The sequence below is a fragment of the Bradyrhizobium sp. 159 genome (genome assembly GCF_023073795.1).
In the GTDB taxonomy this organism is placed as follows: domain Bacteria; phylum Pseudomonadota; class Alphaproteobacteria; order Rhizobiales; family Xanthobacteraceae; genus Bradyrhizobium.
The window spans coordinates 126,822-148,052 of record NZ_JADPKE010000096.1; the positions used below are offsets into that span (position 1 = coordinate 126,822).

22 protein-coding genes and 2 pseudogenes are annotated in these 21,231 nt (G+C 62.4%); 13 read left to right on the plus strand and 11 right to left on the minus strand.

What is annotated here, in order from left to right:
* Window positions 1-189 precede the first annotated feature (189 nt).
* The 7 genes from IVA96_RS30365 to IVA96_RS30395 all read left to right on the plus strand — a co-directional run bounded on the left by IVA96_RS30365 (window position 190) and on the right by IVA96_RS30395 (window position 7,212).
* Window positions 190-465 carry a DUF1153 domain-containing protein gene (locus tag IVA96_RS30365; protein ID WP_002714638.1) on the plus strand — a complete coding sequence of 92 codons (276 nt, stop codon included), beginning with the start codon at window positions 190-192 and terminating at the stop codon, window positions 463-465.
* Window positions 466-649: 184 nt separating this feature from the next.
* Entirely contained in the window at window positions 650-2,260 is a 1,611-nt protein-coding gene (fliF, locus tag IVA96_RS30370) for a flagellar basal-body MS-ring/collar protein FliF (protein WP_247421058.1), read from the plus strand.
* A 32-nt stretch (window positions 2,261-2,292) separates the two neighbouring features.
* Window positions 2,293-3,390 (plus strand): flagellar motor switch protein FliG, encoded by a 1,098-nt coding sequence (gene fliG, locus IVA96_RS30375; protein ID WP_247421060.1) that lies wholly within the window; start codon window positions 2,293-2,295, stop codon window positions 3,388-3,390.
* Entirely contained in the window at window positions 3,390-4,013 is a 624-nt protein-coding gene (locus tag IVA96_RS30380) for a FliH/SctL family protein (protein WP_247421062.1), read from the plus strand. The genes fliG and IVA96_RS30380 overlap by 1 nt, the downstream gene beginning before the upstream one ends.
* Before the next feature lie 3 nt (window positions 4,014-4,016).
* Entirely contained in the window at window positions 4,017-4,367 is a 351-nt protein-coding gene (gene fliN / locus IVA96_RS30385; protein ID WP_247280371.1) for a flagellar motor switch protein FliN, read from the plus strand.
* A 54-nt stretch (window positions 4,368-4,421) separates the two neighbouring features.
* Window positions 4,422-5,807 (plus strand): sigma-54 dependent transcriptional regulator, encoded by a 1,386-nt coding sequence (locus tag IVA96_RS30390; protein ID WP_247421065.1) that lies wholly within the window; start codon window positions 4,422-4,424, stop codon window positions 5,805-5,807.
* Between the two features lie 256 nt (window positions 5,808-6,063).
* Entirely contained in the window at window positions 6,064-7,212 is a 1,149-nt protein-coding gene (locus IVA96_RS30395; protein WP_247421069.1) for a M20 family metallopeptidase, read from the plus strand.
* Between the two features lie 115 nt (window positions 7,213-7,327).
* Here the strand turns inward: IVA96_RS30395 and IVA96_RS30400 are convergent, their stop codons facing one another.
* The 8 genes from IVA96_RS30400 to IVA96_RS30435 form a co-directional block, all read right to left on the minus strand.
* On the minus strand, window positions 7,328-7,483 hold the full coding sequence (locus IVA96_RS30400) for a hypothetical protein (protein ID WP_247306907.1): 156 nt from the start codon (window positions 7,481-7,483) through the stop codon (window positions 7,328-7,330).
* Between the two features lie 94 nt (window positions 7,484-7,577).
* Entirely contained in the window at window positions 7,578-8,159 is a 582-nt protein-coding gene (locus IVA96_RS30405; protein WP_247421072.1) for a flavin reductase family protein, read from the minus strand.
* Window positions 8,160-8,191: 32 nt separating this feature from the next.
* Window positions 8,192-9,028 (minus strand): ATP-binding cassette domain-containing protein, encoded by an 837-nt coding sequence (locus IVA96_RS30410; protein WP_247421075.1) that lies wholly within the window; start codon window positions 9,026-9,028, stop codon window positions 8,192-8,194.
* Window positions 9,029-9,035: 7 nt separating this feature from the next.
* Window positions 9,036-9,842 (minus strand): aliphatic sulfonate ABC transporter permease SsuC, encoded by an 807-nt coding sequence (ssuC, locus tag IVA96_RS30415; RefSeq protein ID WP_247334646.1) that lies wholly within the window; start codon window positions 9,840-9,842, stop codon window positions 9,036-9,038.
* Entirely contained in the window at window positions 9,839-11,017 is a 1,179-nt protein-coding gene (gene ssuD, locus IVA96_RS30420) for an FMNH2-dependent alkanesulfonate monooxygenase (RefSeq protein WP_247421079.1), read from the minus strand. Before ssuD ends, ssuC begins: the two co-directional genes overlap by 4 nt.
* Entirely contained in the window at window positions 11,014-11,967 is a 954-nt protein-coding gene (locus IVA96_RS30425; RefSeq protein ID WP_247421082.1) for a sulfonate ABC transporter substrate-binding protein, read from the minus strand. The genes ssuD and IVA96_RS30425 overlap by 4 nt, the downstream gene beginning before the upstream one ends.
* A 38-nt stretch (window positions 11,968-12,005) precedes the next feature.
* The gene (locus tag IVA96_RS30430) at window positions 12,006-12,956 is read right to left on the minus strand and encodes a sulfonate ABC transporter substrate-binding protein (protein WP_247421085.1); all 951 of its coding nucleotides are present in this window, start codon (window positions 12,954-12,956) and stop codon (window positions 12,006-12,008) included.
* Window positions 12,957-13,326: 370 nt separating this feature from the next.
* Window positions 13,327-14,493, minus strand: coding sequence for a cytochrome P450 (locus IVA96_RS30435; protein WP_247421087.1), 1,167 nt, complete (start codon window positions 14,491-14,493; stop codon window positions 13,327-13,329).
* Between the two features lie 343 nt (window positions 14,494-14,836).
* On the opposite strand from IVA96_RS30435, the gene IVA96_RS30440 reads away from it, so the two are divergent.
* Window positions 14,837-15,028 carry a hypothetical protein gene (locus IVA96_RS30440; RefSeq protein WP_247280382.1) on the plus strand — a complete coding sequence of 64 codons (192 nt, stop codon included), beginning with the start codon at window positions 14,837-14,839 and terminating at the stop codon, window positions 15,026-15,028.
* Between the two features lie 139 nt (window positions 15,029-15,167).
* Here IVA96_RS30440 and IVA96_RS30445 read toward each other — a convergent pair whose 3' ends face one another.
* The gene (locus IVA96_RS30445) at window positions 15,168-15,590 is read right to left on the minus strand and encodes a hypothetical protein (protein WP_135179434.1); all 423 of its coding nucleotides are present in this window, start codon (window positions 15,588-15,590) and stop codon (window positions 15,168-15,170) included.
* A gap of 184 nt (window positions 15,591-15,774) precedes the next feature.
* Here IVA96_RS30445 and IVA96_RS30450 point away from each other — a divergent pair, with 184 nt between their 5' ends.
* Complete coding sequence (locus IVA96_RS30450) at window positions 15,775-15,984, plus strand: hypothetical protein (RefSeq protein WP_247280384.1); 210 nt, start codon at window positions 15,775-15,777, stop codon at window positions 15,982-15,984.
* A gap of 478 nt (window positions 15,985-16,462) precedes the next feature.
* On the opposite strand, the gene IVA96_RS30455 is transcribed toward IVA96_RS30450, so the two are convergent.
* A complete protein-coding gene (locus tag IVA96_RS30455) occupies window positions 16,463-16,963 on the minus strand; it encodes a nuclear transport factor 2 family protein (protein WP_247421091.1) in 501 nt (166 codons plus the stop codon).
* Between the two features lie 490 nt (window positions 16,964-17,453).
* The gene (locus IVA96_RS30460) at window positions 17,454-17,903 is read right to left on the minus strand and encodes a DUF4440 domain-containing protein (RefSeq protein WP_247280389.1); all 450 of its coding nucleotides are present in this window, start codon (window positions 17,901-17,903) and stop codon (window positions 17,454-17,456) included.
* A 1,049-nt stretch (window positions 17,904-18,952) separates the two neighbouring features.
* Between IVA96_RS30460 and IVA96_RS30465 the strand changes: the two genes are divergently transcribed.
* The 4 genes and pseudogenes from IVA96_RS30465 to IVA96_RS30480 form a co-directional block, all read left to right on the plus strand.
* The gene (locus IVA96_RS30465; RefSeq protein ID WP_247421095.1) at window positions 18,953-19,471 is read left to right on the plus strand and encodes a GNAT family N-acetyltransferase; all 519 of its coding nucleotides are present in this window, start codon (window positions 18,953-18,955) and stop codon (window positions 19,469-19,471) included.
* Window positions 19,468-20,217 carry a class I SAM-dependent methyltransferase gene (locus tag IVA96_RS30470; protein ID WP_247421098.1) on the plus strand — a complete coding sequence of 250 codons (750 nt, stop codon included), beginning with the start codon at window positions 19,468-19,470 and terminating at the stop codon, window positions 20,215-20,217. Before IVA96_RS30465 ends, IVA96_RS30470 begins: the two co-directional genes overlap by 4 nt.
* Window positions 20,218-20,362: 145 nt before the next feature.
* Window positions 20,363-20,683 (plus strand): annotated as a pseudogene (locus tag IVA96_RS30475) (integrase); the annotation flags it as partial.
* 220 nt (window positions 20,684-20,903) lie between these two features.
* Window positions 20,904-21,231 (plus strand): annotated as a pseudogene (locus IVA96_RS30480) (YncE family protein); the annotation flags it as partial.

Below are 21,231 nucleotides of genomic sequence, written 5' to 3' on the forward strand. Positions count from 1 at the left end.
TTCGTTAGTAAAGCATTTACGAAATGCCTCCTGACCGGCCTGGACGCCCCCGTCCCGCCCGCGGAGACGAGCGCGTTCCAGCCAGTTTCAACGAGAATTGTATTGAAGCCTTAGGCTTAGCGGATTTTTAAGCCGCGACGCGTAGGGTTACTGGCGTGAGTTCAGTGGTTGAGAGTTTGTGAGTACGCCATGACAGAACCCCATCGCCCGAGGGTAAAATACGTCATCGGGCCGGACGGCAGTCCGTTGACGATCGCGGATCTGCCTGCACCCGGCACCAAACGCTGGGTCATCCGCCGCAAGGCCGAGGTCGTCGCCGCCGTCCGTGGCGGACTTCTCTCCCTCGAGGAGGCCTGTAGCCGTTATACCCTGACGGTCGACGAATTCCTCTCCTGGCAGTTTTCCATCGACCAGCACGGTCTGGCGGGTCTTCGCACCACCCGCATCCAGCAATATCGCCAGTAAGCGATCCGGAAACCTGCGGCTTTTGACGAAAATCGGCCTCGCCCTGCGAGGCCGATTTTTTTCATGACGTTAACTTTTGTCCGACCTCTTAACCGTCGTTAACCATATCGAAACCATCACCTAGGCAATAATTGCCCACTCGGCCTTTCCAGTGAAAGCGGCCGAAGCTGGTTGGGGCGGTTGCTTGCAAGGTCTTGCGGACTTTTTGAAAAGTATCGGAGCCGCCCGATTCGGGGCGATGATCGCGGTCACCGCCGCGCTCATCGGCTTTTTCGCATTCGTCATCATGCGCGTGACCACGCCGCAGATGACGACCCTGTTCACGGACCTCAGCGTCGAGGATTCCTCGGGCATCATCAAGGACCTGGAACGCCAGGGTATCCAGTTCGAGATCCGCAACGAGGGCTCCATCATCATGGTGCCCAAGGACAAGGTCACGCGCCTGCGGATGAAGCTCGCCGAGGGCGGCCTGCCGAAGGGGGGCGGCGTCGGCTACGAGGTGTTCGACAAGTCGGACGCGCTCGGCACCACCTCTTTCGTCCAGAACATCAATCACCTTCGCGCCCTGGAGGGCGAGCTCGCCCGCACCATCCGCGCCATTGACCGCATCCAGGCCGCCCGCGTCCACCTCGTGCTGCCCGAGCGCCCGCTGTTCGCGCGCGAGGCGCCAGAGCCGTCGGCCTCGATCGTGGTCCGCGTCCGCGGCTCACTCGAAGCCCAGCAGATCCGCGCCATCCGCCACCTCGTCGCCTCCGCCGTCAACGGGCTGAAGCCGCAGCGGGTCTCAATCGTCGACGAGGCCGGCCAGCTGCTCGCCGACGGCGCCGCGACCGATCCGGAGCAGGCGGTCGGCGATGAGCGCCGCATCGCCTTCGAGAAGCGGATGCGCAAGCAGGTCGAGGACATCGTCTCCTCCGTGGTCGGCTCGGGACGCGCCCGCGTGCAGCTCTCCGCCGATTTCGACTTCAACAAGGTCACCCAGACCTCGGACAAATTCGACCCAGAAGGCCGCGTGCTGCGCTCGAGCCAGACCCGCGAAGAGCAGAGCATGACCGCCGACAACAATGGCCAGGTCACCGTCAACAACGAGCTGCCCGGCAACCAGCAGAACAACGGCGTCGCGGCCAAGGACCAGAGCAAGAAGAGCGAAGAGACCAACAATTACGAGATCTCCCGCATCACCAAGACCGAAGTGACCGAGGCCGGCCGGGTGAACCGCATCTCGGTCGCGGTGCTGGTCGACGGCATCTATTCCAAAAACGACAAAGGCGAGCTCGCCTATCAAGACCGCACCAAGGAGCAGCTCGACCGCATCGCAGCGCTGGTGCGCTCGGCGATCGGCTTTGACCAGAAGCGCGGCGACCAGGTCGAGGTCGTCAATCTGCGCTTTGCCGACGCCCCCTCTACCGCGCCGATCGGCGAGCCTGGCGGCTTCCTCGGCATGCTCCAGTTCACCAAGGACGACGTCATGTACTTCGTCGAGCTCGGCGTGATGATGCTGCTCGGCCTGGTCGTGCTGTTTCTGGTGATCCGCCCGCTGGTCAAGCGCATCCTGGCCTCCGACGAGATGGCTGCCGCAATCTCCGGCGTGCTCAGCGGCCCGGCGAGCTCCGAAGAGGCCGCGCCCGCCGGCCAGCCGCTCCTGCCGAACGCCGCCGCAAGCGCGATCGACGTCGCCACCATCCAGGGCCAGGTCCACGCCCAGTCTGTTCATCGCGTCGGCGAGCTCGCCGAGCGCAATCCCAACGAAACCGTCGCCATCATCCGCCAGTGGCTGACCGAACCCGCGAAATAACCCCAGCCAACTGAATCAAAAAGTGATATGACATGGCCGCCGCATTGCAAAACGCCAACAGCAACGACATCACCAGCGTGATCTCCACGCTCGGTCAGCGGGCCAACACCCGTGCCAAGGACGGCAGGCCGGCCGAGCAATTGTCCGGACCGAAGCGCGCCGCGATCCTGATGCTGGCGCTGGGCGAGCAATATGGCGGCAAGATCTGGTCGCTGCTCGACGACGACGAGGTGCGCCAGCTCTCGCTGGAGATGTCGACGCTCGGCACCGTCGAGGTCGACACCGTCGAGGACATGCTGCTCGAATTCGTCTCGCGCATGTCGGCCTCGGGCGCGCTGATGGGCAATTTCGACGCCACTGAGCGGCTGCTCCAGCAGTACCTGCCGCCGGAGCGCGTCAACGGCATCATGGACGAGATCCGCGGCCCCGCCGGCCGCAACATGTGGGAAAAGCTCTCCAACGTGCAGGAAGAGGTGCTCGCGAACTATCTCAAGAACGAATATCCGCAGACCATCGCGGTGGTGCTGTCGAAGCTGAAGCCGGAGCACGCCGCCCGTGTGCTCGGCATCTTCCCCGAGGAACTCGCGCTCGACGTCGTCAACCGCATGCTGAAGATGGAAGCGGTGCAGAAGGAGGTGATCGAGAGCGTGGAGAAGACGCTGCGCACCGAGTTCATGTCCAACCTGTCGCAGACCCGCCGCCGCGACGCCCACGAGGTGATGGCGGAAATCTTCAACAATTTCGACCGCCAGACCGAGACCCGCTTCATCACGTCGCTGGAAGAGGACAACCGGGAATCGGCCGAGCGCATCAAGGCGCTGATGTTCACCTTCGACGATCTCGTCAAGCTGGATTCCGGCTCGGCCCAGACCCTGATGCGCAACGTCGACAAGGACAAGCTCGGCGTCGCGCTCAAGAGCGCCAACGAGGACGTCCGCAGCTTCTTCTTCGGCAACATGTCATCGCGCGCGGCCAGGATGCTCCAGGACGACATGGCGGCGATGGGCCCCGTGCGTCTGCGTGATGTCGACGAAGCGCAGGCGCTGCTCGTCAACCTCGCCAAGGACCTCGCCGCCAAGGGCGAGATCATGCTGACCAAGAACCGCGCCGACGACGAGCTGGTGTACTGATGGGCGCTCCGGCAAAATTCCTGTTCGATACCGACTTCGCCGCACCCGAACGCTCGAGCCGCGAGAAACCCGCGACGGCGGCCGAGATCACCCAGAAGATCGCGGAAGCCGAGGCACGCGCCTATCAGGACGGCTTTGCCGCCGGCCAGCGCGAGGCCAAGGCCGAGAGCGACCGCCGCGTTGCGCTGGCCATGGAGGAGATCAACATCGCGATCCGGGGCATCGCCTCCGGGATCGGCAACATCGAGTCCAAGATGGAGACCGAGGCTGTCGACGTCGCGCTCGCGGTGGCCCGCAAGCTGTGCGCCGATCTGGTCGCCGCCGAGCCGCTCGGCGAGATCGTCGCACTCGTCAAGGACTGCTTCTCGCATTTGGTGGCGACGCCGCATCTCGTCGTCCGCATCAACGACGCGCTCTACGACGCTGCGCGCGACAAGATCGAGCGGCTCGCCAAGCAGAGCGGCTTCGAGGGCCGGCTGGTGATCCTGGCTGAGCCGGAGATTGCCACCGGCGACTGCCGAATCGAATGGGCCGATGGCGGGGTCGTGCTGGAGCGCGGCGCCATCGCGGCCAAGATCGACGAAATGGTCGGACGCTACATCGCGTCCCGCAGGGGGAATTAAGCCATGAGCGACACCGACGGACAGGTCCCGCTGCCCGATCTCAACGGCCCGATGCCGCCGACCGGTACCGATGTCGGCTACACCGAGGACGAATATGCCTCGCGCGTTGCTGCCGACCTCGAAGCCGTGTTCGACGTGCCGGTGCAGGTCTCGGCCGTGCTCGGCCGCTCCAAGATGGACGTCGGCGAGCTCTTGAAGCTCGGGCCCGGCACCGTGCTCGAGCTCGACCGCCGCGTCGGCGAGGCCATCGACATCTACGTCAACAACCGGCTCGTCGCCCGCGGCGAGGTGGTGCTGGTCGAAGATAAGCTCGGCGTGACCATGACCGAAATCATCAAGACCGAACGCGGTTAGCACAAATAAAGACAATGACGCGCAACGGCGCGACCAGACGGACAGGAGACTGACATGCGGCTTCTCATCGTTGGCACCTTGAAGGGCCAGCTCACCACGGCCACCAAGATCGCGATGGAGAACGGCGCCACCGTGACCCACGCTGAGGATCACGAACAGGCGATGCGCGTCCTGCGCAGCGGCAAGGGGGCCGACCTCCTGCTGGTCGACGTCGCGCTCGACATCCGCGACCTCGTGATGCGGCTGGAGGCGGAGCACATCCACGCTCCGATCGTCGCCTGCGGCATCACCAACGACGCCCGCGCCGCGGTCGCCGCGATCCATGCCGGCGCCAAGGAATACATCCCGCTGCCGCCGGATCCGGAGCTGATCGCGGCGGTGCTGGCTGCCGTTGCCAACGATTCCCGCGAGCTGGTCTATCGCGACGAGGCGATGGCCAAGGTGATCAAGCTTGCCCAGCAGATCGCAGGCTCCGACGCCTCGGTGATGATCACCGGCGAGTCCGGCACCGGCAAGGAAGTGCTGGCCCGTTACGTCCACACCCGCTCGGCCCGCGCCAAGCGTCCGTTCATCTCGATCAACTGCGCCGCTATCCCTGAGCATCTGCTGGAATCCGAGCTGTTCGGCCACGAGAAGGGCGCCTTCACCGGTGCGATCGCCCGCCGCATCGGCAAGTTCGAGGAGGCGACGGGGGGCACGCTGCTGCTCGACGAAATCTCGGAGATGGACGTCCGCTTGCAATCGAAGCTGCTGCGCGCCATCCAGGAGCGCGTGATCGATCGCGTCGGCGGCACCAAGCCTGTCGCCGTCGACATCCGCATCATCGCGACCTCGAACCGCAATTTGGCTGAGGCCGTGCGCGAAGGCACGTTCCGCGAGGATCTGCTGTTCCGTCTCAACGTCGTGAATTTGAAGATCCCGCCGCTGCGCGAGCGCCCCGCCGACATCCTCGAGCTCGCCCACCACTTCGTGAAGAAATATGCCGAGGCCAACGGCGTGCCGCTGCGCCCGATTTCGGCGGAGGCGCGCCGCGTGCTCTCCACCAACCGCTGGCAGGGCAACGTCCGCGAGCTCGAAAACACCATGCATCGCGCGGTGCTGATGGCGCAGGGCGACGAGATCGGCGCCGACGCAATCATCACGCCGGATGGTGACCGCCTCGACCTCGCCAGGACCGCGCCGGCCGTGGCGCATGCGACAATGGCCGCCGAGCAGGTGACACGTGCGCTCGTGGGCCGCACCGTCGCCGATGTCGAGCGCGACCTCATCCTGGAGACGCTGAAGCACTGCCTCGGCAACCGCACCCATGCCGCCAACATCTTAGGAATCTCAATCCGCACGCTGCGCAACAAGCTCAACGAATACGCCGACGGCGGCATCCCGATCCCGCCCGCAGGCACCCCGGGCGAATATCCGCGCATGCCGATGGTAGGGGCGTAGGCGGCGCTCACGCTGATCGAGAATGTAGATGCCCGGGGCCGGTCCCGGGCACTTTGTTTGACGCAGGCTGCCAACCTCGTCATTGCGAGCGCAGCGAAGCAATCCAGAATCCCTCCGCGGCGACACTCTGGATTGCTTCGCTTCGCTCGCAATGACGAACCTCAAGAGCATCCTTCGCATGACGGAACCGCGTCCCGTGGCTAGGCCATCCGCGCGCCAAGCTCTATAACTCCGCGAGAACCACACGAGGATAAACATGTCGGAAGCTCAAATCACGGACTGGCTGGCGTCGCAGCGGCAGGCGATGATTGATCTCTTGCGCGATGTCGTGAACATCGATTCCGGATCCTACGACAAGGAAGGTGTCGATGCGGTCGGTGCGCGGTTCGAGCGGCATTTTTCCGAGCATGGCATTCCGTTCCGCCGCGAAAGCCACGGCACGTTTGGCGACGCGATCCATGCCGAAGTCGCAAAGCCCGGCAGCAACGAGAAGCCTGTGCTGTTGATGGGGCATCGCGATACCGTGTTCGGCAAGGGCGAGGCCGGACGGCGTCCGTTCACCATCAGGGACGGCCGCGCCTATGGACCCGGCGTGGCCGACATGAAGTCGGGGCTCGTCATGAACGTGTTCGTGGCGACCGCCTTCCACAAGTTCGGCGGCAATCGACACCCAATCAAGCTGCTGATCACCTCGGACGAGGAGATCGGCTCGCCCTCCTCGCGGCCGGTGATCGAGCGCGAAGGACGCGCCGCGCGCGCCGTGTTCAATGCCGAGCCGGGCCGCCCCACGGGGAATATCGTCACCGGGCGCAAGGGCGGCATCTTCATGCATTTCGCCATCACCGGCAAAGCCGCCCATTCCGGCGCCAATTTCGCCGCCGGCGTCAGCGCGATCGGCGAGCTCGCGCACAAGATCGTGCAGATCCACGCGCTGACCAATCTCGACAAGGGTATCACGCTCAATGTCGGCTTGGTCTCGGGCGGACAATCCGTCAACACTACGGCGCCTTACGCGGAAGGCCAGATCGATCTGCGATATGTCGATCCCGCAGACCGCGCGACCGTGATGACCGCGATCGAGCAGATCATCGCGACGGCCTATGTGCCGGGCACCAGCGCGACGCTGACCATCAAGGGCGAGTTCGTGCCGGTGGTGCAGAGCGCGGAATCGAAGGCGCTGTTTGAAGGCTATCGGGCCGCCGCACGAGAGGTTGGCCTTGCCACGCTACAGGGCGAGTTCTCGGGCGGCTGCGCCGATTCCGGCTTCACCGCCGCGGTGGGCACGCCGACCATCTGCGGCCTTGGGCCGGTCGGCGGGCTCGCGCACACGCCTGAGGAATATCTCGAGCTCGACAGCATCGTGCCGCGCGCGCAGGCGCTCGCGCTGGCGATTCTAAGAGGATGAGGGAGGCGCCGTAGGGTGGGCAAAGGCGCGCTTGCGCCGTGCCCACCATTTGGCTTCGCTGGGTAGAAGTGGTGGGCACGCTTCGCTTTGCCCACCCTACGAGACCCGCCAAGCTCTACGAATAACTCGGCGCGTCGGGCCTGCGGAAGATGTGGATGGGGTCGCCCGGCACGATCGGTTCGCCGCTGAACATAGCGTAGGCGTAGAGCGCGAGATAGGCAATCGCGAGCGCGCCGATGGCGTAGAAGGCCCAGGTCGCGACGCGCTTCATCCATCCGCTCCATTGCCGCCCCCCGACGGAAGGCTCAGGCGCTTCTAAAGCGGTGGCGGGGAAAACGCCAGCCTTGCGCGAGCGATGGCGGCGATCAAATGCCGCGCCGGGCGCGCGCAGGGACGCTGACGTCTGCAAGCTTGACCGCGTCTTCGTCCTGGTCGACCGCCACGTACTGGCCGTGCCAATAAGCCAGCGCCGCAGTCCGCTTCGAGCTCTTGATATCCCTGACATGGCCGATGACGATGCCGTGCGAATGCCGCTCGATGATCTCCTCGACCTCGCAATCGAGCGCCGACAAGGCGCCGACCAGGAGCGGAACGCCCGACACCGCCCTCACCCATTGGGCGCCCGCGAAACGGTCGGCGCCCTTCAACCCGCCCTTGCCGGCAAAACGTTCGGCGACATCGAGCTGATCGGCATTGAGGATATTCACGCCGAAGGCACCATGGCGACGGATCAGCGGAAAGGACGAGGCATCGCGATTGATGCTGACCAGCAGCGTCGGCGGCTCGACCGACAGCGAGGTCACCGAGGTCACCGTCATGCCGCTGATGTCGCTGCCCCGCCCGGCGGTGATGACGCTGACGCCGCCGGTGAGATGGCGCATGGCGCCGCGGAAATCGGCGGACGAGACGGGGATTTCGGTCATGAGATCGCGAGGCACTACATTCATGGCGTTGCTCCCCGAAGCGGGGTTCCCTGTATTTAGGTACGATCGTCCGCCGATAACAGGTGGCTCAGGATCGAGCCTTCGAGGCCCGCAAGCTCAGCTGAGCCACGCTGGCGCGGCCGGGCCGCGTTAACCGTGGCGTCATGAGCGATCCGGCCCTCCTCGATCACCAGCACCCGGTCTGCGAGCGCGACGGCCTCGGAGACGTCGTGGGTGACAAGGATCGCGGTAAAGCCCTGGTCGCGCCAGACGCGCTCCAAAAGGCGCTGCATCGAAATCCGGGTCAGCGCGTCCAGCGCACCGAGCGGCTCGTCGAATGCAAGCACGCGCGGCCGGGAGACCAGCGCGCGACCGAGTGCGACGCGCTGCTTCTGGCCGCCCGACAGCACCGAGGGCCATTGGTCGCGCTTCTCGGCCAGCCCGACCTCGCTCAGGGCTTTCTCGGCGCGTGCTTGCGCATCCTCCGACGCGCGATCGCGGCCGAGCCCGACCTCGACATTGGCGAGCACACGCGCCCAGGGCAACAGCCGCGGCTCCTGGAACATGACGCGGATGTCCTCGGGCTGGATATCCTGGCCGAAGCTGATGCTGCCGGCGTCGATCTTCTCCAGGCCGGCGATGAGCCGCAGCAGCGTGCTCTTGCCGCAGCCGCTCTTGCCGACGATGGCGACGAACTGGCCGGCGGGAATGTGCAGATCAATGCCGCGCAGCACCTCGTTGTCGCCGAAGGATTTGCGCAAGCCCCGGATGCTGAGCGGCAAACCCGCGGCAGTCGCCGGGCGCTCCTCGCGCACCACACGGGCATGTGGCGCGAAATTGGCGCGGCTGGCGAGGTCGGTTTCCGGAAGGGAGCTACGAAGCGCTGTCTGCATGTCACTCTCAACGTTTCTGGAAGGCGGGGTGCCAGGAAAGCGTCAGGCGCTCCAGCACGCGGGAGGCGCTGTCGGCGAGCTTGCCGAGCAGGGCGTAGATCAGGATCGAAAGCACGACGACGTCGATCAGCATGAACTCGCGCGCCTGCATCGCCATGTAGCCGAGGCCCGAGGACGCCGCGATGGTTTCGGCGACGATCAGGGTCAGCCACATGATTCCGAGCGCGAAGCGGATGCCGACGAAGATCGAGGGCAGCGCGCCCGGGAAGATCACCCGGCGAAACAATTCGCCGTCGGTCATGCCGTAGATGCGGCCCATCTCGATCAGCTGCGGATCGACGGTGCGGATGCCGTGCAGCGTGTTGAGGTAGATCGGGAAGAAGACTCCGAGTGCCACCAGGAACAGCTTCGCGCTCTCGTCGATGCCGAACCACAGGATGACCAGCGGGATCAGCGCCAGATGCGGCACGTTGCGCACCATCTGGAGCGTGGTGTCGGTGAGCTTGGCCGAGAGCTGCGACAGGCCGTTGGCGAGCCCGAACGCGAAGCCGATGCTGCCGCCGATCAAGAAGCCGATCGAGGCGCGCCAGAACGAGACCCAGATGTTGCGGACGAGCTCGCCGGAGAGCAGCAGCTTCCAGCCTGCGAGCACGACGTCGCTGGGCGCCGGCAGAACCCGCGTTGGCACGAAGCCAGTGACGCTCGCGACCTGCCAGATCGCGATGATGGCGAGCGGCACGATCCACTGAATGAGGCCGTCTGCCCGCGGCAGGCGTGCGCTGCGCGGAAGGGCAATGCTGTCGATCACGCTCATGATTGCGACACCCGATGCTGCGGACGGAAATCGCTGCCGACCGTTTCGCCGAAGGGACCGCCGTTGAAGTGCAGCTTCGTCACGTTGCTGGGCTGCTCCAGCGAGAGCAGCGGGAAGACCAGCTCGGCAAAGCGATAGGCTTCCTCCAGATGCGGGTAGCCCGACATGATGAAGGTATCGATGCCGAGGTCCTGATACTCCCTGATGCGCGTTGCGACGGTCTGGGCATCGCCGACCAGCGCCGTGCCGGCGCCGCCGCGCACGAGGCCGACGCCGGCCCACAGGTTCGGAGCGATCTCCAGCTTGTCGCGCCTGCCGCCGTGGAGCTGCGCCATGCGCTGCTGGCCGACGGAGTCCATACGGGCAAAATTCTTCTGCGCCAGCGCGATGGTCTCGTCGCTGACATGCTTGATCAGCTCGTTCGCGGCGCGCCAGGCCGCTTCATTGGTCTCGCGGACGATCACGTGAAGCCGGATCCCGAAGGACAATTTTCTGCCGCGCGCGGCGGCGACGTCCCTCACCTTCGCGATCTTCTCGGCAACAAGAGCCGGCGGCTCGCCCCAGGTGAGATATTTGTCCACGGTGTCGACCGCGACATCGATGCCGGCATCCGACGAACCGCCGAAATAGAGCGGCGGGCGCGGCGACTGCACCGGCGGAAACAAGAGCTTGCCGCCCTCGATATGGATATGCTTGCCCTCGGCATTGACGGTCTTGCCGGCGAGCAGATCGCCATAGACGTTGAGGAACTCGCGGGTGACCTCGTAGCGCTCGTCATGGCCGAGGAAAATGCCGTCGCCCTTGTTCTCGGCGGGATCGCCGCCCGTGACGACGTTGACGAGAAGCCGACCGTTCGAGATGCGATCGAGCGTCGCCGTCATGCGTGCGGCCACGCTCGGCGATTGCAGGCCCGGACGAACGGCCACGAGATAGCGCAGCCGCTCGGTGAACGGCGCCACTGAGGAGGCAACGATCCAGGAATCCTCGCAAGACCGCCCCGTCGGCAGCAGCACGCCGAAATAGCCGAGCTGATCGGCGGCTTGGGCGATCTGGCGCAGATAGTTGAAATTGACCTCACGGCCGCCGATGCCGGTGCCGAGATAGCGGCCGTCGCCGTGGGTCGGCAAAAACCAGAGGATGTTGGCGTTCGCTTGCTTACTCATGGTGTTGCTCATGATCCTGGTTTCCGAGCCACGTCGGAAATCCTGATGGATTTGGGGATCAGGCCCAGCGCGAAGAACGCGTCGGCAACCTGCTGCTGGTCGGCGATGACGGCATCGGTGATCGGCTTGACGCCGTAGGCCTGCCGCTTCAGCGCCACTTCGACCACGGGGACCGACAAGCCGATCGACGGCGCGAGCTGCTCGGCCACCGCATGGATGTCGCCCCTGGCCCAATCGTCGACCGCGCTCAGCTCCGTGAGCACGGTGTCGACGATCTTCGGGTTGGCTTCGAGGAATTTCTTGGAGGAGAAATAGAACTGGTAGTTGGCGACGATGTCGGTGCCGTCGGCCAAGGTGCGCGCACCGGTGGCCGCTTCCGCTGCGGCCTGGAATGGGTCCCAGATCACCCAGGCATCGACCGCGCCGCGCTCGAACGCGGCGCGTGCATCGGCCGGCGCCAGGAACACCGGCTCGACTTCCGAATATTTGACACCCGCCTTCTCCAGCGCCTTGACCAGAAGATAGTGGACGTTGGAGCCCTTGTTCAGCGCGACCTTCTTACCCCTGAGGTCGGCGACCGACTTCAGCGGGCTGTTCCTCGGCACCAAGATCGCTTCGCCCTTCGGCGCCGGCGGCTCATAGGCGACATACTGGATCGGGGCGCCGGCGGCCTGCGCGAAGATCGGCGGAGCTTCGCCGGTGTTGCCGAAATCGATTGCGCCGACATTGAGCGCTTCGAGCAGCGGCGGACCGGAGGGGAATTCGGTCCACACTACCTTGTAGCCATCGGCGGCGAGCTTCGGTTCCAGCGTGCCCTTGCTCTTGAGCAGCACCAGCTTGCCGTATTTCTGATAGCCGATGCGGACCACCTTGTCCTGCCCGTAGGAGGTGCCGACCGCGGCGGCGACGATGCCGATCGACAGCACGATGGCCGCGATCAGACGCTGAATGATACGCCTCATGTTCAAACCTTTTGAAATGGGGAGAGTGGTGGGCACGATCAGGCTGCCGGGTTGCGCCAGACGATGTCGCGGATGACGACCGGCTTCGGGATCAGGCCGAGCCTATGAAAGCGGTCGGCGACGCCCTGCTGGGTCGCGACGATGTCGTCGGTGACGGGGCCGACCACGAAGTTCGCGCGGTTGGCGGCGACGGTCTGGATGTCCAGCGGGACGCCGGTGATCGCGGCAAGCGATTTGGCGACCTCGTCGCGGTGCTGCTCGGCCCAGTTACCGGCCGCGGTCGTCACATCGACGATCTGTTGCAGGACCACTCCGTGGTTCTTCGCGAACTCGCGGTTCGCGATGTAGAAGGAGTTGGTCTTGGTAACCTCGCGCGAATTGATCAGGATGCGGCCGTTCTGCTTGGTCTCACCGATCGCGAAATACGGATCCCAGATCGCCCAGGCCTCGATGCTGCCATTGGCAAAGGCGGGGCCCGCGTCCGGTGGGGTCAGATAGACCGGGGTGATGTCAGCATAGGTGAGCCCCGCCTTCTCGAGCGTCTGCACCACGACGTTGTGCGCGCTGGACCCTTTGGTGAAGCCGATGCGCTTGCCCTTCAAGTCGGCGATCGTGCGGATCGGGGAATCCTTCGGCACCAAGATGCCCTGGCCGTTGGTGATGGGTTGGCCGGCGGCATAGACGATCGCGGTGCCCGCTGCCTGGGCGAACACCGGCGGCGAGTCCCCGACCGAACCAAAGTCCACGCTGCCGACGTTCATCGCCTCCATCATCGGCGGGCCCGAGGAGAACTCGATCCATTTCACCTCGATGCCTTGCGGAGAAAAATGTTTCTCCAGGGCGGCCTGCTGGCGCGCGATGACGAGCACGCCGGTCTTCTGGTAACCGATGCGAATTTCCTTCACTGCGCCTTGCGCATTGGCGCGCGAGACGAAGGCAGCAGCGGCTGCAGTTCCGGCAGAGAGTTTCAAGAAGTCGCGACGATGCATTCCAAGCTCCCGGCCGCGTGCGGCCGTCATTCATTCAGGTCTCGTGAATGATGGGGCGCGCTCCGAAAGCTGTCGAGACGTTCAGGAAAATAGCGATGCGAGCACTGCGCGCGCGGCGAAGCGCGTGATTAATGTTTCAAGCGGCGGAGCGAATGAAGACGGAATTTTTCTGCACGCGGATGTGAAGGCCGCGCGGGTTCGGTCTAGAAACTCGCGGCCGAAACCAAAACCGCAAAAACAACCCCATGCACAGTAGCCAGGGCGTGCGAAAACAATGACTTACGCATTATCCGAAATTCTTTGACTCGTCGGGCAAAACAGGAGCAAGATGGCATCATGGCGGGGCTCGGGATGGAGGGGCCCGGCCGACCTAATGAAGCCAACTGACCGGCAAATTCTGCAGGCCGCGGAACGCCCAGCCGACGATCCGCACCTCCTCGTCATCGGCGATCTCGAGCTTCCCCGCGCGCGCGAACACGGTCGGCAGCGCGACGTCGGCGATCATGGCGCGCGAGGCCCAGGCGCCGGCGCAGAAATGCGGACCGGCGCCGAAGGCGACGCTCTTGGATGTGTCTCGTCTCACGTCGAACTGGTCGGCGCGCTCAAAATGCTTCTCGTCGCGATTCGCCGAGCCGAACATCAGGAACACGCGCTCATCGAGCTCGAATGACACGTCGCGGATGCTCCACGGCTTTGCGATGCGCCGCGGCGACATGCCGATCGGCGAGATCCAGCGGGCATATTCCTCGAACGCCTGCAGCCAGGACACTTCGCCCTTGCGCACGAGATTGAGCTGCTCGGGATGGGTCAGCAGCGCCCATACCGTGCCGGCGATGGCCTTGCGCGGCTCGTTCTGGCCGCCGGAGATCGCGAGTTTCACATTTGCGCGCACGCTCTCCATCGGCATGCCGGAGGCGAGGAGCACGCCGAGAATGCTCTGGTCCGGATGCTTGCGCATCACCGGCAGGATGTCGTCGATCGCGGCATCGATCCCCGACGTCGCGGCGTGGCAGCGCGCCTCGATCGCGGGATCGCCGGCATAATTGGCGATGCCCTCGATCATGCCCTGCGACCACGCATCCATGTCCTGAAAGCCGATATTGGTGAGGCCGGTGATCGACTTCAGGCACTCGCCGGAGAAGGGCAGCGCGAAATCGCGCATGAGGTCGATCCGTCCCGGTTCGATGCGATCGATGATGCGGTCGGCATGGGCCTGGAACTGCGCGGTCCAATGCGCCTTCACCGTCTTCGGCGACACCGTCGGAAACATGGCGCGGCGCTCGACCTGGTGCGCCTCGCCGTCCTTTCGCATCATGTTATGGCCCATCAACCGGTTCATCAGACCTGCGGGCTGGTGCGAGGAGAACACGTCGATCTGCTTCTCGGAAATCGAGATGTCGTCGCGGCTCGTCAGCAACGTCGAGCCGAGCTGCGGCACGAAGGCAATCGGCGCCTCCTTGCGCATTGTCGCGAGCATCGGATAGGGATCGGCCCAGAATGCGGCCGGGTCGATGTCGATGCGCGGCGCGGTGCTCAAGCTTCGCTCCCTTGCTATGTGCCTGCCAAGGTTAGCGCCTTCAGGAGCCGCCGTCTGTCCCCAGCGATTGGGACAGGCGGCCTCAGGACGTGTCTTCAAGAGTCGAGTACGCGCGGGTGCGATGGCGAAGCCCGCATTGTCCACAACATCGGACATTGACGCTGCATAAGCGAATGTTCGTTGATGGCCAAAAGCGGACTAGTTTAATGCTCTGCATTTCGAGGTTGCAGCGCCAGCGGACCTTCAGGCCGATATGATCTAACCGCAAAGGAAGACAGACTCGACTTGGCCACGCGCTTTCCAATAGGCTCCTGCTTTACAATTATAACTAGCGGGGAGCGAAATGGCTGAAAGAATCAATGTCGAGGTTACCGGCAAATCGCAGTTTGAAGTCGCCTACGACATGGCGAGATACATACTAATCAATATGGAAGGTCGTCAGGTGAAGAGCATAAAGCGGCAAGAGCTCTTGCATTTGGTAGCTGACTGCATCGAGACCTTGCGCGGCATCAAGGTCAGGGAGATTATCAGCTAAAGGCTTGCACTCCTGCAGCGACCGTCCACCCGCATTTCGCAAAATTTCGTGGGCGGCCTTGGAGAGCGCTTTCGGTCGAGACAGCTATGGGTCCATGAGCCGACATCGCTCAATCAAGCGGCGGTACTTGTCAGGCTCCTTAGCGGCCGTAGGGGAAGCAGCGATTGCGATCGAGTGTGAGACCGAAATGTGCTCCCAGTGCAGCGATGGCCGCGTCTTGCTGAGGATAGGGATCGGCATTGGATGCGGCAACGATGATGATCCGGAACCCGCCGCGATCCTTGCCGCCGGGTGGCAGCATCGCTGTAGTCAGTGCATTGCCCTCCCTGTCGCGCAGCGTGAGGAAAAGCGGCATCTCTCGCTGTACATGGGCCTCGAGGCCGATGTCGCGCTCGATCGCGTTGGGCCGCTCGGGACGCCAGGACTGGACTGCCTTCTCCCGCTCGCGGCGGAAATATTTCTCAACTGTGTGGTCCATCAGGCGCGACTCATGCATCGCTTCACCTTCCGTCTCGATACGGAACCAGGTCTTGCCCTTCGGTGCGTCGCAAACATACTGCATTTTCGCCCGTCCTGCGATCGCCGCAATTCTAGGGCGGCGGGCCTGTAAAGCCAATATGAGACTGGCTCCCGTGTATAGAGCTCCACGATCAGAGGGGCTAAGAGTTCTTGATTGGACGTTGAAGTTCTAGTGAGCCCAAACAATACTAGGTCGATCGGAACAATCCTCTTCAAGGAGCTTCCAGATGCCTGACATAAGGGAAAAGCAACGCGAAGCCCGCCGGAAGATCATTCGCCAATGGGCGAAGCTTCCGAAGGATAAACGCCAGTCTTTGGAGGGGATTTCTGAATTCGCCAGGACCGCCGCTCAACAGAACGAGAACGCATTCATTCGCAGTCGTCGCGATCCGTATCAGAAGATCATGGGATGGCTATTGCCGCGCGCTCATCTCTGAACGAGTGAGTCCTCTGCACATCCTTCCAAGACGAAACCCGGGTTCTTCAGCTTGACCCCGTGTGGCGAACGGCCCGCACGATTTAGGAAGCAAACTATGCATCTTGTCGCAACGACATTGAGCGCGATTTTGTGAATCCGATCAGGCGACGCCCGATTTCCGTTTAGGGTCAACCGCGCCAGTTTTCGCCCGATCTCTATCAGCTCCGGTGGCATGGAGGTGATAGGCGCATTTCGTCGCGTAGGGCCAGACTCGGTCCTGCAGGGCTGTACTTGCTGCAGTCCGGTCTTCACTAAAAGCTGATCCTCGGTCCGATCAAGGAGCCGCGCTATCCCGTCATTTTTCGAGAGGCGAGGCCCCTTGGTCTCACGCAGCGGACGCGAGTCGGCTTCCGTGGCCGACAGACCTACGTTTCAGTTCCTGCCTCCGCCCGTTTGGGCGCGAAAGCCGGTCACGACGAACTTCTCTCGGGTAGGCGCTATTTTCCACTCGGCGCGTTCCCCGTTGTAGTCGCCGTGGTCCCCGCTTGTTGCGGCTGCGGCGGCGGTGCCTTAGGAGCCGACGTCAGCATACGAATTTTCCATTGCCCATTCTCTCGAACATCAAGAGCAGTCCAAATCGCGTTTATTTCTAGGGGATCGCCTTTCTCACTCTTTCCAGTAATGTGAGCTTCGCCAGTTGACAGAGCCATGTTTTCTGACAAGGGCTGAACTTCGGTCACCTTTACCTCGAGGCGATTAAGTCCAGCTTTGAAACCGTCCTCATAAAACTTGGTATTATCGGGCTCAATTCCATTCTGAGTAACACGCAGGTAGTTCTTCGTATAAAGTGACGTAATCCCGGCAGCATCTTGTTTGTTGAAGTGCTGCTCGTATGCTGAAGCCATCTTCCCAATTTCCTCCTTGAGATTTTGATCTGCTGCAGTAGCAGGAATTGCTGACAGCAATAATGAGAAACATATAGCTCCAAATGTGCGCATGATGTTAGCTCCCTGCTGTTGATGCCTCCCTAGAATAGAGGATGGAGACGAGGCTTACCTCCGTCCTCCTAGCAACGCCGATCACGCGGTCGCCCGGTTTCGAGGAACAGGTCCTGTCAGTATTACGGTTGGTACACCTCGGGCGCACTAGCGCCGACCTCCCATCGTCCTTGCTGACTCATCCTGATGATCGCGAAGTGACGTTGGCTCCTGCGCCAATATAGCTCAACACAGCGATGTCGGCCATGGGGTCACATGCTGAAGCGTAGAGACTTCACAGCCCTAATCCGCTCTCCACCTGAAAGGAGACGGTCGTTGAATGGTCCGACGAGGCAGCTACGGGCCAAGAGGCGACATTAAAGATTCTGCTTGGACACCGCAGGGACGCATTCGGCATGTCAATCAATCCCAGAGAGATCGCAACGCCGCGCGAAAACGTGAAGTCGCTGTCCAGCAAGAGAAGTGCAACTTGAAGCGCGATGTAGCGGGCTTATTTTGGTGGCGGACTGTCAGCGTTCCAAGTGTCGCGCCAGTAGAGCCATTTGCCGCCGACCTTTTTCGATACTGACAGGAACTTGCCGGTCTCGACCACATTCCCTGCCTTGTCCTTGATCGTATAGGAGCCCGAAGACCAGCCCAGGTTGCCATTTGCGCCGCCATCCTGTTTGTCGGCGAAACTGAACACAAGGCCGGCCTTGGCTGCTTCCGACGACATGTTCGCCAGGAAGGTGCGAATGGCGTCGCGACCCGTCACAGCCGGCGCGTTAGGGGGCATCAACACTGCGCGTTCGTCGTACAACTTCGCCATCGTATCGCCGTCGGCGGCCGTGAAGCCTTTTAGCCAGGTCTGATCGGCGGCATGGAGCGCCTTCACCTCCGCCTCTGGTCCGGCAGCCCACGCCGGCAAAGCTACAACGGAGAACATCATGAAGAACGACATGACATTTGCGGCTCGGACTGCTGTGCGCATAATTCGCTCCGCGTGGCTTACCCGTGCGTTCAGGATAGCACTTCAGGCGCCAGTGGGAAGGCGGTTCCAGCGTCGCATTCCCTGCCTCGGCTTAACGGCGCTGAAAAGCTCCAGGCCTCGCTGCGCAACTGACGACGCCGCGTGGCGAGGCGGAGTCGAGTGCCCACAAATCAGCAATAGATTGGGTGAGTCACATAGAGAAAGGAAATATCCCTGCCATACCTCGGAGGATACGCCCAGTTGGTTTCGGTGCACAGTTCGTGCGGTTGCCCACTTTGCAGGAGGTAAGCCATGAACAGGTTCTATGCTCTCGCGTCGGTTGGGTTCTGCGTGGCTTCGGGAGCGCTCGTCACGTCGGCATCGAACGGTTTCACGTGCTTATCGGAAATGACGGAACGCCCGAATGCGATGATCAGAACGCCATGGAATGGCGCAAAGCTCTACAGGCCAACAGGAGCCGCCGAACAAGATCGGCCTGATTTTCATGCTGGCCGGGGACACCGGCACCAGCAATCATGATCATGCCGAACGGCACACGCACAAGCATTGGGTCCAAGACCGGCCCGCACGTGATGATTGTCGGGGGCGCAGCACGTGAGATGCTCAGTCCCATCCGCGCGATCTGGACGTCAAGGACGCGACCCCGTCTTACGTCATGTTCCCCGGCAAACCCAATGAGCACCTGATGATCCCGGTGCACTCGCAAGAGCTAACCACGGGCAGCGCGCGGTGACGCACGTGGACGCCGCCGTGCCTTCGAGACCAGCGGCACGGCGGCGAACGTCAGCTTGGATGCTCCAATGGCGTAAAGTCGAGTTGATCGGCTGCACGACGACACACGTTGCCATGTCGGAGTCGGGTCAAAGGCTGCCTTGGCCCGCTCGGATCGCCTTGTTCGGGTCACCTTTAGTAAGCGGACCTCTCGGCGCTCTCAGCTGAGGTCGGCACGGGGCCAGTGGGCGACATTGCAGCGAGGCCGCCCATTGCCACGGGTATCGGCCGTATGCCAAAATCAGTGGATGCAAATACGAGAAGCTATACCAGAAGATGCGCCTTCTGCCTGCATTGTGTTGAAGCGATCGATAGCGGAGCTTTGCGGAGCTGACCACCGAAACGACCCTTCCATCTTGACACGATGGTTGGGCAATAAGACGCACGAGAATTTCTGTGCTTGGGTCGAACAGACGGACAACTCGGTGCTTGTGGCTGTCGAAAATAACGACATCCTCGCGGTCGGGTCAGTAACCGATGCCGGAACGATTGGCCTCAATTACGTATCGCCCGACGCGCGATTTCGGGGAGTTAGCCGCGCCCTGCTGCGGGCACTAGAAACGCGAGCCGCAGAAAGAGGCAATAACCAGTGTAGCTTGACGAGCACTGAGACCGCGCGCCGATTTTACGTGTCCAACGGCTATGTCGAAAATGGGCCGCCGCTCGGCGGATTTGGGACCAGTTCCGGATATCCCATGACCAAGGCTCTGACGACGTTTGCGCGAGCGGAGGCAAAAGGCCTGGATCGTCCGGAGGGCCCATCATGAGCATCACACGAACGATTGCAGATGCTGTGCCTCTAAATGTCAGCTGGGAAGCCGAGGCCAGTCACTGGATACGATCGGCGCGCGCTCCCGGACATGATAGCTACTGGCGCTTTCACCGAGATCAATTCCTTCATCTGTTGCCTGCGCCCGGACGACAAACGGTAGATATCGGCTGCGGCGAAGGACGGCTAACCCGTGACCTGAAGGGACTTGGGCACAGGGTCGTCGCAATCGACAGTTCGCCGTCTATGGTCGAAGCTGCGCGAGAGTTCGACCCGGCGACGGACGTGCGTCTGGGGGACGCCACGGCGCTACCCCTTGACGACGCCTGCGCGGACTTAGCAATCGCCTTCATGTCACTTCAAGATATCAGCGATATGCCTGCGGCCGTCCAAGAAGCGGCGCGTGTGTTGCAACCGGGTGGCAGATTTTGTGTGGCAATTGTTCATCCGATCAATTCCGCTGGGAGATTCGAACAGGCAAGCACCGAAGCGCGTTTCATCATCCAGGGCGACTATCTCAGTGCGTTTCGATATGCTGACGCGGTCGAGCGTGACGGTTTGGCGATGACGTTCCATAGCGAGCATCGCCCTATCGAAGCCTATTTCTTAGCGCTAGAGAGCGCGGGATTCTTAGTCGAGATGCTTCGAGAGCCATCCCTTCCAGAACATGCCGTCTTGTCCAGTGCTGCCCGACGTTGGCAACGCATACCCTACTTTCTGCATTTGCGCGCCCTCCGCCAGTAAATGCCCCTATGTTGCTTATGGGACATTTGCACCCACCCGGCCAACCAATAGGACCAAAGTACGCCTGCAATTGTCTATAAGCCGACGTAGGTTCAAAAGGTTGCTCGCCCGAAAATGACCGGCCTCATCAACTGAGGAGGTCATCATGACTGATGTCCCAAGCCCCAACGTGAACGTCGCCAAGCGGGTACCGTGGAATAAGGGAAAGATCGTTGGCGCGAAGCCGCCACTCCGTCCCAAGCACGTCTGGTCCATTCGAACAAAGCTCCAGGTCGAAGGTCGGATTCGCGATCTGGCGCTGTTCAACGTCGCTATCGATAGCAAACTTCGTGGTTGCGACGTTGTCGCCCTCAAAGTCGATGATATCGCACCCAGCGGCTATGCGGCCGATCGAGCCAGTGTCCGCCAGAAGAAGACCGGTCGTCCAGTCAAATTCGAGCTTACCGAGGCGACCCGCCAAGCCCTCGATGACCATCTGAGGGCGACAGGCAAGAAGCCAGGAGATCAGACGAGGCACCACTAGCGAACGAATGCCTCACCTCGTAAACTGCTAAGACCAGCCCTGCAGAGGCGGGCGTCATTTTCGGGAGGATGCCAAGATGTGGCGTAACCGTGCCATAGGATTATCATTTGCGGCCGTCATGCTGCTCAGTACGAGCTTTAGCACTGGGCACGCGAAGCCGCTCTTGATCGTCGGCCTCGATGAGAAGCTTCTGTGGGACGAAAGCGGCAAGCCCGTTCTGTCTGCACCCGGTAAGGATCAGGTTCTCATCGTTGATCTCGCCTCTCCTGAAACCCCCAAGATCATCGGTGCCCTGCCGCTGAAGAACTCAGTGGTCGGACCGCCCGTGAACGTTGCGATCGATCCCGGCGGAACGGTGGCGCTGGTCGCCGACTCGGTCGACGTCGTCAAGGACGGCGACGCGCTGAAACAGGTGCTGGACAACAAGATTTACGTCGTCGACCTGCAGGCCAATCCGCCCAAGCTGGCTGCAACGCTCACTGGCGGGAAAC

What these genes read in the sequence shown, in the direction of transcription:
- IVA96_RS30365 (WP_002714638.1), top strand. Translation starts at nt 190, where the DNA reads ATGACAGAACCCCATCGCCCGAGGGTAAAATACGTCATCGGGCCGGAC.
- fliG (WP_247421060.1), top strand. Translation starts at nt 2,293, where the DNA reads ATGGCCGCCGCATTGCAAAACGCCAACAGCAACGACATCACCAGCGTG.
- IVA96_RS30380 (WP_247421062.1), top strand. Translation starts at nt 3,390, where the DNA reads ATGGGCGCTCCGGCAAAATTCCTGTTCGATACCGACTTCGCCGCACCC.
- fliN (WP_247280371.1), top strand. Translation starts at nt 4,017, where the DNA reads ATGAGCGACACCGACGGACAGGTCCCGCTGCCCGATCTCAACGGCCCG.
- IVA96_RS30390 (WP_247421065.1), top strand. Translation starts at nt 4,422, where the DNA reads ATGCGGCTTCTCATCGTTGGCACCTTGAAGGGCCAGCTCACCACGGCC.
- IVA96_RS30395 (WP_247421069.1), top strand. Translation starts at nt 6,064, where the DNA reads ATGTCGGAAGCTCAAATCACGGACTGGCTGGCGTCGCAGCGGCAGGCG.
- IVA96_RS30400 (WP_247306907.1), bottom strand. Translation starts at nt 7,483, where the DNA reads ATGAAGCGCGTCGCGACCTGGGCCTTCTACGCCATCGGCGCGCTCGCG.
- IVA96_RS30405 (WP_247421072.1), bottom strand. Translation starts at nt 8,159, where the DNA reads ATGAATGTAGTGCCTCGCGATCTCATGACCGAAATCCCCGTCTCGTCC.
- IVA96_RS30410 (WP_247421075.1), bottom strand. Translation starts at nt 9,028, where the DNA reads ATGCAGACAGCGCTTCGTAGCTCCCTTCCGGAAACCGACCTCGCCAGC.
- ssuC (WP_247334646.1), bottom strand. Translation starts at nt 9,842, where the DNA reads ATGAGCGTGATCGACAGCATTGCCCTTCCGCGCAGCGCACGCCTGCCG.
- ssuD (WP_247421079.1), bottom strand. Translation starts at nt 11,017, where the DNA reads ATGAGCAACACCATGAGTAAGCAAGCGAACGCCAACATCCTCTGGTTT.
- IVA96_RS30425 (WP_247421082.1), bottom strand. Translation starts at nt 11,967, where the DNA reads ATGAGGCGTATCATTCAGCGTCTGATCGCGGCCATCGTGCTGTCGATC.
- IVA96_RS30430 (WP_247421085.1), bottom strand. Translation starts at nt 12,956, where the DNA reads ATGCATCGTCGCGACTTCTTGAAACTCTCTGCCGGAACTGCAGCCGCT.
- IVA96_RS30440 (WP_247280382.1), top strand. Translation starts at nt 14,837, where the DNA reads ATGGCTGAAAGAATCAATGTCGAGGTTACCGGCAAATCGCAGTTTGAA.
- IVA96_RS30445 (WP_135179434.1), bottom strand. Translation starts at nt 15,590, where the DNA reads ATGCAGTATGTTTGCGACGCACCGAAGGGCAAGACCTGGTTCCGTATC.
- IVA96_RS30450 (WP_247280384.1), top strand. Translation starts at nt 15,775, where the DNA reads ATGCCTGACATAAGGGAAAAGCAACGCGAAGCCCGCCGGAAGATCATT.
- IVA96_RS30455 (WP_247421091.1), bottom strand. Translation starts at nt 16,963, where the DNA reads ATGCGCACATTTGGAGCTATATGTTTCTCATTATTGCTGTCAGCAATT.
- IVA96_RS30460 (WP_247280389.1), bottom strand. Translation starts at nt 17,903, where the DNA reads ATGTCGTTCTTCATGATGTTCTCCGTTGTAGCTTTGCCGGCGTGGGCT.
- IVA96_RS30465 (WP_247421095.1), top strand. Translation starts at nt 18,953, where the DNA reads ATGCAAATACGAGAAGCTATACCAGAAGATGCGCCTTCTGCCTGCATT.
- IVA96_RS30470 (WP_247421098.1), top strand. Translation starts at nt 19,468, where the DNA reads ATGAGCATCACACGAACGATTGCAGATGCTGTGCCTCTAAATGTCAGC.